General features: G+C 72.7%; 7 protein-coding genes. All 7 read right to left on the bottom strand.

Features of this window, described 5'->3' with window-relative positions; all coding sequences use genetic code 11:
* Positions 1–9: 9 nt before the first annotated feature.
* Positions 10–4,440, bottom strand: coding sequence for an FtsK/SpoIIIE domain-containing protein (locus tag ACFWEJ_RS21795; RefSeq protein WP_377231281.1), 4,431 nt, complete (start codon positions 4,438–4,440; stop codon positions 10–12).
* A 1-nt stretch (position 4,441) separates the two neighbouring features.
* Complete coding sequence (locus ACFWEJ_RS21800) at positions 4,442–6,277, bottom strand: discoidin domain-containing protein (RefSeq protein ID WP_377231282.1); 1,836 nt, start codon at positions 6,275–6,277, stop codon at positions 4,442–4,444.
* Positions 6,270–7,961, bottom strand: a complete 1,692-nt coding sequence (locus tag ACFWEJ_RS21805) for a LysM peptidoglycan-binding domain-containing protein (protein ID WP_377231283.1) — start codon at positions 7,959–7,961, stop codon at positions 6,270–6,272. The genes ACFWEJ_RS21800 and ACFWEJ_RS21805 overlap by 8 nt, the downstream gene beginning before the upstream one ends.
* 124 nt (positions 7,962–8,085) lie before the next feature.
* The gene (locus ACFWEJ_RS21810; protein ID WP_377231284.1) at positions 8,086–8,781 is read right to left on the bottom strand and encodes a hypothetical protein; all 696 of its coding nucleotides are present in this window, start codon (positions 8,779–8,781) and stop codon (positions 8,086–8,088) included.
* The gene (locus tag ACFWEJ_RS21815) at positions 8,778–9,452 is read right to left on the bottom strand and encodes a hypothetical protein (protein ID WP_377231285.1); all 675 of its coding nucleotides are present in this window, start codon (positions 9,450–9,452) and stop codon (positions 8,778–8,780) included. Before ACFWEJ_RS21815 ends, ACFWEJ_RS21810 begins: the two co-directional genes overlap by 4 nt.
* Positions 9,452–10,789, bottom strand: a complete 1,338-nt coding sequence (locus ACFWEJ_RS21820) for a hypothetical protein (protein WP_377231286.1) — start codon at positions 10,787–10,789, stop codon at positions 9,452–9,454. Before ACFWEJ_RS21820 ends, ACFWEJ_RS21815 begins: the two co-directional genes overlap by 1 nt.
* Before the next feature lie 26 nt (positions 10,790–10,815).
* On the bottom strand, positions 10,816–11,097 hold the full coding sequence (locus tag ACFWEJ_RS21825; RefSeq protein ID WP_377231287.1) for a hypothetical protein: 282 nt from the start codon (positions 11,095–11,097) through the stop codon (positions 10,816–10,818).
* Positions 11,098–11,251 lie beyond the last annotated feature (154 nt).

An 11,251-nucleotide genomic window follows, 5' to 3' on the forward strand; every position in this document is an offset into this window, starting at 1 on the left:
GCAACAGTCCTACAGCGTCGGCACCAGCACCGTCATCAGCTCGCCCGAGCCCAGGTGCACCAGCGCCTTGCCCGGCGTGACCTGCGTCGCGACCGCCGACCGCGGCAGGCTCGCGCCCACGAGGTCGCCGTCGAACCGGTCCTGCGGGCTGAGCAGCGCGCCGCGCCGGCTCTTCTTGACGTCGACCTGCCAGCCGGAGAACCCGCTGGCCACCTCGGAGGCGTCGCCGCCGAGGATCAGGCCGCGCCGGTTGTCGGCGGCCGTGCGCAGGTACGCGCGCAGCCAGGTCTTGGCCGGGGCGTCCGCGACCAGCTCGCCGTCGTCGACGACGAGAACCACGGGCTCGCCGTCGGGGGCGAGGTGCGGGACCAGGTCCTCCTCGGTGATCTCCGTGCCGGTCAGGACGGCGCGCACGCCCTCGCGTCCCTCGAGGTCGCGCAGGACGCTGGGGCGCGGCGCCAGGATGACCACCTGGGTGCCGCCGCGCAGCAGCGACTCCGTCATGACGGCCAGCATCGTGGACCGCCCCGACTTGGACGGGCCGCCCACGAGGAACGCGGGCGCGTCCCCGGCGAGGTCCATGCCGAACGCGGTCAGGTCGTCGCCGCCGACACCGAGCAGCGCCCACATCGGCTGCGCCGCCTCGGGACCCACGTACTGGTACGCGGCGTCGACCGTGATCGTGGAGGGCAGGTCGTCCACGCGGAAGGGGCCGGTGCCGGGCACCACGTCCTCCCGCTCGCGGATCGTGGCGGCCATGGCGCGGGCGGCGCCGGTCTGGGCGCGGCCCGAGGGGTCGTCGCCGAGGATCGCCACCTGCACCTCGAGCCCGCTGCCCGACCGGAACGCACGTCCCGGCTGGATCTCCTCGGGCAGCTTCTTGTGGTCGATGCCGACCATGCCGTAGTCGAACTTGTCGGTGAGCCGCAGCACGAGCGCGTCGTCGGTCAGCACGCTCATCCGGCTGGAGAGCAGGCTGCGGTCGCCGGACACGAGCAGGTGGATGCCTGCGCTCGCGCCGTCGCGCAGGAGCTCTTGGACGATCTCGACGAGCTTGCCGCTGTCGACCTCGCCGTAGGTGCTCATGAAGCTCTCCCAGCGGTCGATCAGCACGAGCACGCGCGACAGGCGGGTGCCCGGTTCGGCGAGCTCACGCTGCTCGGTCACGCTGGCGAAGTTGCCGGCGGCGAGCACCTGCTGGCGCCGCCCGAGCTCGGCCTGTAGGCGCGTGAGCAGGCGCTTGGCACGTTCGGCCTGCCCGCGCTGCACGACGGCGCCGGTGTGCGGCAGCTCGTTGAGCACCGTCAGCGCGCCGTTGCCGCAGTCGATCGCGTACAGGTGCAGGTCGGCCACCGACATCTGGCTCGCCGCGGCGAACGCGCTGGTGCGCAGCACCGTCGAGCGGCCGCTGCCCGGCGCGCCCACCACGTACCGGTGCCCGAACTCGTCCAGGTCGATCACCGCGGGACCCTGCCGCTGGTCGGACGGCGAGTCCTCCAGCGCCCAGGCGAACTGCGACTGGACGCTCGGCTGCACCAGGCGGCCGAACGGCAGCAGGTCCGGCAGCGCGGGCAGCCACGGCCGCCGCGGGTCGTCCCAGCCGCCCACGCGTGCCGTCTCACGCAGCGTCTCGACCAGCGCCGCGAGGTCGGTCTCGACGTCCTCGCTCCGCTTGACCCGGGGGCGGGCGGGCGCCGGGGCACCGAGGTCGGACACGGGGATCCGCGCCACGAACGGCGCCTCTACCTGCCCGACGTCGGACAGCGACAGGCGCCGGCCGCCCACGCGGGCCGACTGGAACGGGACCAGCGACGAGTGCCCGAGCCGGGCGTAGGCGCGACCGGGCTGCGACTTGGCGATCTCCGCGGCCTCGTTCGCGTCGATGACGTCCTTGGACTCGCTCTTGTCCGTCATCCGCAGGGCGATGCGCAGGTTCGTGTTGGCGCGGATCTCCGGGGAGATGACGCCGGACGGGCGCTGCGTCGCGAGGATGAGGTGGATGCCGAGCGACCGGCCTCGCTGGGCGATGTTGACGAGCCCGGTGACGAAGTCGGGCAGCTCGCGCACCATGGAGGCGAACTCGTCGATGACGATCATCAGGCGCGGCAGCGTCGGGCCGACGTACCCGCGGCCCTGCGCGTCGAGGTAGTCCTCCAGGTCCTTCGCGCCCGCGGCGGCCAGCACGTGCTCCCGGAAGGTGAGCTCCGCGCGCAGCGAGTCGAGCGCGCGCTCGACCAGGTGGGTGTCGAGGTCGGTGACCATGCCGACCGTGTGCGGCAGCTGCTCGCACTGGCTGAACGCCGCGCCGCCCTTGTAGTCGACGAGCACGAAGTTCATGGTCTCCGGCGTGTTCACCACGGCGAGCGAGGCGACGACGGTCTGCAGGAACTCGGACTTGCCGGAGCCGGTGGTGCCACCGACCAGGGCGTGCGGCCCGTCGCGCACCATGTCGAGCACGAACGGCCCGTCCAGGGACACGCCGACGACGGCGGCCGTGCTGCCCTTGCCGGTGCTCGAGATCATCCGCCACCGGGCCACCATCTGCTCGGCGTCGACCTCCTCGATGTCGAGCACCTCCACGAGACGCGCCGAGTCGGGGATCAGGCCCTCGCCCTCGCTGGCGGTCACGTCGTGCACCGCGGCGACGGCGCGGGCCACCGGCTCGTACCAGTCGTCGTTCACCTCGTCGACCAGGATGGTGCGCAGGTCGTCGGCGTCCTGCCGGCGCAGCGTCATGCCGCCGTCGACGCGGGCGAGCGCCACGACCGTGCACTCCTCGGGCAGCATCTGCTCGTCGCCGTCCAGGCAGACGACGCTCACGCCGACGCCGGGGCCGTCGCGCAGGATGGACACGACGCCGGGCAGGGCGCGCAGGCGGCGGGCGCCGTCGAGCACCACGACGACCTGCGGGCCGGACATCACCTTGCCGCCGGCCCCCTCCATGGCGGCGCGGCGCTGCGTGATCAGCGAGTTCACCTCGGCGACGCGCGCGGCGAGCGTGTCCGTCGTCGTGCCGATCAGGGCGACGGCGTCCTGGCCGAACGCCGGGCGGGCGTGCGGCAGCCAGGCCGCCCAGGCCCAGTCCTGCACGTGCTCGGAGCTGGTCAGCACGTAGACCTGCACGTCACGCGGGCTCTGCAGCACCCCGAGCTGGCCCACCATCCACCGCGCCCGGCGGCGGGGCCAGTCCCCCGGGCCGGCCAGGCCGACCACGCCGGCCTCCTTGAGCGGCACCGTGACCGGCACGGACCGGACGGTCGCGCGGGTCTTGCGGCGGTGCTCCGGCTCGGCGCTGTCGTCGACCTCGACCTGGCTGGTGGCGTCGGCGAGGCCGAGCCGGACCGTGAGGTGGTCGCCGTCCGTGCTGCGGCGCTCCCAGAGGCGCCGCGTCGGCGTGGTGGCGATGAGGCGCAGCTCCGCGGCCCCCGGGCTGGAGACCCGGCGCCGGTGCTGCTCGCTCCGCACCGCGTCCAGGACCTCCTCCTCCAGCGCCGCCCGCTCCTCGGCGTGCTGCTTGAGCCGCTCCTTGTGCGTGGTCACGCCGTTGCGCTTGGACATCCACCAGTTGCCCCAGCCCATCAGCGGCGAGGCCAGGGCGAAGAACAGGTAGTACGGCTGCTTCAGCGCGATCGCCATCACGATGCCCAGCACCGCGGGCATCGCCATGCCGAGCCACGGCAGCGGGTTGCGGCTCGGCGCCGCGGGCTCGGCCGGCAGCCGGAAGTGCGTGGCGGGCATCGGCGGCAGCAGGCGCGGCGGCCGGTTGTAGTCCAGGTGCCCCGGCTCGCTGGCGGGCCGCAGGTCGGCGTCGGGCCGCGTGGCGGCCTGCACCGTCAGCACGCTCGGGCCGATCCGCAGCTGCGTGCCCGCGGGCCACGGGGCCTCCTCCTCGCCCAGCGGGTCCTCGGACCGGTCCAGGTGGACCAGCCTGCCGACCGAGCGCGGGTCCGGCACGCGGCGCACGCGCACGGCGCCGTCCAGCCCCACGACGACGGCGACGGCGGCCAGCCCGCCCTCGCGCGGCTCGTCGACCCGGACCCGGCCGTCGGGACCCACCTGCAGGATGGACTCGCCGACCCCGAGGCGGACGACGGCGCCGGTGCCCGTGCCGCCCGTGACGCACAGGTCGACGGGGCCGCCCGAGCCGGCGCTCCCGATCCCCGGCTCGGCGAACGTGACGACGGCGCCGTCGCGCACGCCGGAGTCGGCGACGAGCAGCTCGGCGTCCGGGCCGGTCGCCGCCACGTCGCCGTGCACGGAGCGGTCCTGCACCCCGTAGCCCTGGACGGCGCGGCCGTCCACGTACATGGTGCTGCCGCGGGGCGCGCCCACCTCGGCCGCCAGCCGCTCGGCCAGGTCGGCCGCCTTGGTGCGCTCGTCCAGGTCCAGGGACAGGAGCGTCTCGCGCGCGCCGTGGCGCACGGTGATCAGAGCGTGCATGTCATTCGCCTCCCCGCCGCACGGCGGTCTGCTCGTCGAAGCGCACGTCGGGCAGGAACCCGCTGCGCAGCCAGCCGTCGTCGCCCGCGGTGAAGCGCCACTTCGCGGACGGGGCCTGGCCGAGGACGATCACCACCCAGGTGAACTCCGGACCGGCGAACCGGGCCGCAAGCAGGTCCTGCTGCGCCGCGGACGGCGCCTGCGACAGGACCAGCACGCCGCCGTCGCCCACCTCCAGCTCGGGCAGCACCTGCTCGATCCCCGCCAGGTGCTCCACCTGCTCGGGCCGGGGCAGGCCGTTGCCCACCATGACCACGCGCGGGTCGTTCGACCACGGGTTGCCGGTCAGCTCGCCCAGCCAGCGGCGCAGCACCTCGTGCCGCACCCGGGTGGGGCCGTCCAGGCTGATCACGCCACGGGCCACGGAGAAGTCCACGAGCACCCGGCCCGTCTCCCCCATCCCCAGGTTGACCAGCCGCGCGAACCGGGTCGTCGGGCTCTCCGACGCCGCCCCGGACTGCAGCTTCGCCAGCGGCGCGGACCAGCTCTGCCCGTCCTCGCTCACCTGCCACGGGGCCGGGGCGGGCGAGGCCGGGTTCGTCAGCCGCAGCCGCAGCGAGCTGCCCTCGATGAACACCCCGGTCGTGCCCGGTATCTCCAGGCCGTCGCGCTCGCAGGCCGCCATCAGCACCCGCAGCGCCCGGTCGACGGTCCACGCCGCCGAGGTGTCGGTGCGCAGCAGGCTGTCGTCGAACGGCTCGTGCCGCTTGCGCCGGCGGACCAGCCACAGCGGCACCAGTCCCAGGACCGCGAGGAGCACCAGCCCGCCGACGACCAGCAGGATCGGGACGACCGGCACGGAGAAGGCCGCGTCCGCGGCCCCGGCCACGTCGCCGCTCGACGCCGGGCTCGGGGTCGGCTCGAGCGAGGGAGCGGCCGACGGCGAGGGGGACGGCCCCTCGTACCCCGGCAGCGGGCCGAACTCCAGGCCCTCGCCCACGGCGTCCTTCGGCATACGGAGCACCCAGCCGGGCGTCAGGGTCCTCGGGTCGGTGAGGTACTCGCCGTCGGGCTGGCGGTGCCCCTCGGTGAGCGCGGCGATCTCCGGCCAGCGCTCCCGGTCGCCCAGGAACCGCTCGGCGATGTCGTTGAGCTTCTCGACGTTGTCGTCGGGCGTGGCCCGGACCACGTAGTACAGCACCGACCCCGGCGGGCCGCTGCGGCTCGGCACGGGCGTCGGCGTGGGGGTCGGGGTGGCCTCCGCCTGCTGCGTCACGCTCGGCTTCGGGTCCGGCTTCTTCGGCGACGGGGACGGCGACGGCTTCGGCGGGGGGTCCCCGTAGACCCGCATCTCCCAGATGGAGTTGCCCGCCTCGCCGACCCGCGAGTCGGAGTACATCCGCAGGTAACGGCCCTCACCGAGGATGTCGAGCACGTCGTTGCCGCCGTCGCCCGCACCGAACCAGTGCGTCTCCCAGATCTCGCCGTCGTCGGACAGCTCGATCCGGTAGTTGGTGGAGTACGAGACCTCCCAGTCGATCTCGACCCGGTGCACGACACTGCGTCGTCCCAGGTCGATCCGGATCCACTGGGGGTCGCTGAAGGCGCTCGACCACCGGGTGTTCGGGTTGCCGTCCACGGCGTGGCTCGCGAGGTGCTCGTTGTTCTCGAGCGACGACGACAGGGCCGGCTTGCCCTGGGAGAGCAGTACCGGGTCCTCCTGCGCGAGCGCCGGGGCGACCCCCGGGAGAACGGTGCCGACGAGCGCGACGAGCAGCGCGGTCACCAGGGTCGTCGCCAGGCAGAGGCGCGCGACTCTTGTCAGTCGTTCACTCACCGGCCCGACGCACCGCCGTCTGCTCCGTGTAGCGGACGTCGGGCAGGAAACCGCTGCGCAGCCAGCCGTCGTCGCCGGCGGTGATCCGCCACTTCGCCGACGTCGACTCGCCGAGCACGATGACCACCCAGGCGAAGCGCGGGTCGGCGAACCGGGCGGCCAGCAGGTCCTGCTGCGCCACGGACGGCGCCTGCGAGAGCACGAGCACGCCCCCACCGGTGGCGTCGAGCTCCGGGATCACCTGCTCGATCGCCGCCAGGTGCTCCACCTGCTCCGGCTGCGGCAGGCCGTTGCCGACCATGACCACGCGCGGGTCGTTCGACCACGGGTTGCCCGTCAGCTCGCCCAGCCAGCGGCGCAGCACCTCGTGCCGCGCGCGGGTGGGGCCGTCCAGGCTGATGACGCCGCGGGCGCGGGCGAAGTCGACCAGCACCCGCCCGGTCTCCGCCACGCCGATCGTCACCAGCCGCGAGAACCGCGCGGTCGAGGCCTCGCTGGCTGGCGCCGCCTGCAGCCGCGCCAGGGGCGCCGACCAGCTCTGGCCGTCCTCGTTCGCCACCCACGGCTCGGGCGCCGGGGAGACCGGGCCGGCCAGCCGCAGTCGCATCGCGCCGCCCTCGATGAAGACGCCGGTGATGCCCGGCACCTCGACGCCGTCGCGCTCGCACGACGCGAGCAGCACGCGCAGGGCGCGATCCACCATCCACGACGCCGACGTGTCGGTGCGCAGCAGGCTGTCGTCGAAGGGCTGCGCGCGGCCGGAGCGCGAACGGCGGACCGCGTAGACCACGAGCAGCACGAGGGCCGCCGCGACCACGGCGAGGCCGACGCCGATCAGGACGGGCTCCAGCCCGGACCCGCCGGTGGACTGCTCGTCCGCGCCGCCCGAGCCGTCAGCGCCGGCCGGGTCCGTCGCCTCGCTCGGGGCGTTCGCCTCGGGCGCCGCGCTCGGGCCGGGGAGCGGGCCGTTCTGCAGGCCCTCACCCTTGGCGTCCTCCGGCATCTGGAGCACCCAGCCCACCGTCACGACCGCCGGGTCGGTGAGCTTGCCGCCGTCGGGCTGCGTGCGGCCCTTGTTCAGCTCGAAGATCTCCGTGTTCCGCTCGCCGTCGCCCAGGAACCGCTCGGCGATCAGGTAGAGGTACTCGGGCTCGCCCTCGGGCGTCTCCCCGATCACGTAGTACGGGACGGACGGCGCGACCGACGCCTCGGGCGAGGCGCTCGGCTCGCCGGCGCCCTCCGCGGGCCCCGTGGGCAGCACGCCGGTCTCGACGCCCTCCCCCGCGGCGTCGTCGGGCAGCTGCAGGACCCAGCCCGGCAGCAGGACGGTCTCGTCGACCAGGGCGTCACCGTCGGGCTGCGTGCGGCCCTTGTTCAGTTCGAAGATCTCCTTGTACCGGTTGCCGTCGCCGAGGAGGCGCTGGGCGATGTCGAACAGGAACTCCTGCTCGCCCTCGGGCTTGGCCGGCACCACGTAGTACTTGACCTTCTCGCCGTCCTTCGTGGCCGTGGCGAGCGGGTTCGTGGCGGGGTGGTGGCCGGCGTGGACCGCGGTAGGGGCGGCGCCCACGAGAACGGGACCCGTGGTGGCCGCCTGTGCGGCGGCCGCGAGAGGAACCGTGACGGCTGTCGTGAACAGGGCCGCCGCTGCGAGAGCGGCGGCGATGCGGGGTGCGTGCTGCACAGTTGCTCCGTCTTCAGATGTGTCGCGCTCCAGGTGAGCCGCGTCAGTCAGGGGTGGTGCGCCGGGTGGTTCAGGCCCGGGTGGTTCAGGCCCGGGTGGTGAAGGAAGTAGCGCAGGAGCTCGCTCAGGCCGAGCCCGGAACGCTCCGCTCCGGCAGGTTCAGGATGTTCGTACCGGGGCCGGCCCAGCGGAAGGTGGTCATCACGGCGTCGAAGAAGAAGACCATCGCCTCGGCCAGCCGCTCGGTGTTCTCGCTGTTCCACACGGTCGTGAAGGACAGGATCAGCCACTCGCCGTCGGCCTCGTCCCGGGAGACGGCGTAGAGCACCTGCCGGACCGACAGCTCCGGGAAGTCCTCGTCGCGGCGCATCCCGTGCTCGGTGTGCACGACCCGGATGCCGGGCCGTCCGTCGAGCTCGACCAGGTCGCTCTCCTCGTAGCCGTCGCTCAGGATGCTGGTCACGATCTGCGTCGGGTCGGTGCCCGCGTCGCTGACGACCTCGATCTCGGCGATCGAGCCGGGGACGAACACGCCCTCCATCGTCTCGGTCGGCAGGTACACCGCACCGGTCCCGGCGTCACGTGCGTCGGCGAGGCTCTTGTGCAGCTCGTCGCGGAGCATGTGCCGGTACGGCTCGGCGCTGTCCCTCGGGAGGCTGTCCGGCAGCGCGCGGGCGACGACCTGCTCGATCGCGTCGTCCAGCTCCCGCTGCTGCCCCTCGCCGGTGGGGAACCGCGCCCAGCCGGGCGGCAGGAGCATGACCCACGCGTCGGTCGGCTTTGCGCCGGCCGCGGGGGCCTGCGTCGGTGACTCGCTCATGTCTCGCTCCGGATGATCTTGACGGCCGGGAGCAGCTCACCGAGCCTCTCCCGCATGGCAGGGACGGCGAACAGGTCCTTGGTGCGCCACAGCACGACGGTGTCGACCACCGCGTCCGGGTGCTCGGTGCGCCGCCCGAGAGCCAGGCTCATCCACGCGGAGCCGCTCCGGCCGAGCTCGAGCCGGGTCACCTGCACCCCGTCGCCGTCCGGCAGGTCGAGGTACTCGATGTTCGGGGGCGACAGGTTGGCCCCGCCGGTCGCACCGAGGGCGTCCATCAGCGCGTCGTCCGGGTGGTCGGGGGCGTTCACCCCGACGGACACGAGCACGGGCACCGGGGCACGGTCCATCACGCCGACGGCGGCGACCACCCGGTCCCCGTCCTGCGCGACCTCGTCGGCGAACCGCCGGAGGCTCGCGACCGAGTCGGCGGCGACCTCGCGGACCCGCGCGCGGTCGTCGTCCGACAGCTCGTCGGCGCCGTTCTCGCGCGCGCCCGTCTCGAACGAGGCCTGGATCGCGGCGGCGACGTCGTGCTCCCACGCGCTGACCAGCTCGGGTGTCTCGGTGGCGGCCGACGGCACCACGAGCCACCCCTCCGGCGGCTCGATGGTCCAGGCCCAGTCCTGCGGGCCGGCGTCCACCGTGCCCGCTTCCGTCGTCGCGCCCACTAGATCGGCTCCCGGGTACCGGTGAAGTTGTGGTTGTAGTCCCAGTCGCTCCAGGACCACTCGTCACGTGTGTCGGTGTCCTCGAAGATGGCCGACTCGGGGACGATCAGGCCGAAGGCGCCGGCGGCGAAGCCGAAGAAGAAGTTCAGCGGCCCGGCGAAGTAGACCCAGGCCTTGACGCCGCCCGAGACCCCCATGTTGCCGACGATGCTGAGCGCCTTGAGGTTCTTCAGCGCTTCGATGCTCGGGAGGCCCACGACGTCCTTGAGGTTCCAGAACTTCATGGGGTTGCGGAGGATGTCCCAGGTGCTCGGGTTGAGCTTGCCGAAGAACGTGCTCCAGTTGGTGCCGCTGATCTTGGTGAAGTTGGGGACGAACCGGAAGGCACCGCCCGGTCCGGCCACCCAGCTGCCCGCCTTGGGGATGAACTGCGTGAACTTGCTCATGATCTTCGTGAAGTTCAGTGCGCCCTGAGCGACCTTCATCGCCAGCGCGCCGACCCCGAGGGTGAGGAAACCGAGGGCGCCCATGATGACGTTGACCCAGCTGTCCTCGCCCTGGACGGCCAGGATGAAGCTGAAGACCAGGCCGATCCCCGCGACGATCAGCGCGGCCATGGCGAGGGCGCCCACCCCCGGGATGAGGATCGCCAGGATCGCCAGGGCCATGCCGATCCAGCTCAGTACCTCGACGAGCTTCTTGATGAACTTGTTGAAGCCGTGCACGAACGCTTCCCAGCCGCTGTGCTTCAGGCCGTCGTCGCCCCAGTTCTCGCGGATCTTGTTCGACGCCGTCTGGGCGGCCGTCGCGAGCGCTTCCATCGCCGCCACCGCGATGGCCTTGGCCGCCGCGAGGTCGCCCTTGGCGCCGTTGATCGCGTCGGTTCGCTTCTGCGACGCCTGCTTCTCCTTCTCGGTGAGCGGCGGCGCGTCGTCCGGCCGGTCCGCGTTCACCGGGTCTTCCATACCCTCGGCGCCGCGCTGAGCGGTCGACGCGTCCTGGGCCTTCGCCAGGGCCTTGCCGGTCTCCGAGCGCGCGGTCTCCAGCTCCGGCTGGTACGCCACCAGTGCTGAGTGCACGTCGTCGTACCGGCCGGCCGCCTTGCCCAGGGCCTCGTGGCTCTCCCGGGCACGCTTGCGCATCGCGTCGGCCGACTCACCCTTGAGCAGGGTCTCGTCGCCGTCGCCGATCTTCTTGAGGAGCGCCGCCTGCGTGGTCATCATCTCGGCGATCTCTTTGTAGTGCTTGATCACCGCGTCCAGACCGGATGCCTCGGCCGGCACAGGGTCGTCGTCATAGTCCAGCAGATGCCACTCACCCACGCGGGCGGCGCTCATCGAGTCTCCTTCTGTTCTGCGAGGCCCTATTCGCCCTCGAGCGACTTCGCCAGCTGAATCTCGGTCTCGCCCCAGGTCTCGGCGGCCTTCTCCATCTTGCCCTGGAGGTCCTTGATGTTGTCCTGGAGCTTTTCCCGCTTGACCCACCAGCTGTCGATGAAGTCGTCCATGGCGCCTTCCAGCGTCCGGTGACCCCAGATGTCGCCGTCCTGCCAGAGCTCGCTCATGTTCTCGAGCTCGTCCAGGATGCTCTTGAGCTGTACAGCGGCGTCGTCGACGGCGACCGACGTGACTACGAGGTCGGCCACGGGACTACTTGTTCAGGGCGTTCGCGAGCTCTTCGTCGGTCTTGCGCAGCGCCTCGGCAGCCTGCTTGAGGTACTCGCCGATGCCGGTCAGACCCTCCATGACCTGCTTGCCACCCTTGTCGAGCTCCTTGTAGGACTCGTCGAACCGCTTGGA

Source organism: Promicromonospora sp. NPDC060204, from assembly GCF_042728455.1.
Taxonomy (GTDB): Bacteria; Actinomycetota; Actinomycetes; order Actinomycetales; family Cellulomonadaceae; genus Promicromonospora.

What these genes read in the sequence shown, in the direction of transcription:
- ACFWEJ_RS21820 (WP_377231286.1), bottom strand. Translation starts at nt 10,789, where the DNA reads ATGAGCGCCGCCCGCGTGGGTGAGTGGCATCTGCTGGACTATGACGAC.
- ACFWEJ_RS21810 (WP_377231284.1), bottom strand. Translation starts at nt 8,781, where the DNA reads ATGAGCGAGTCACCGACGCAGGCCCCCGCGGCCGGCGCAAAGCCGACC.
- ACFWEJ_RS21795 (WP_377231281.1), bottom strand. Translation starts at nt 4,440, where the DNA reads ATGCACGCTCTGATCACCGTGCGCCACGGCGCGCGCGAGACGCTCCTG.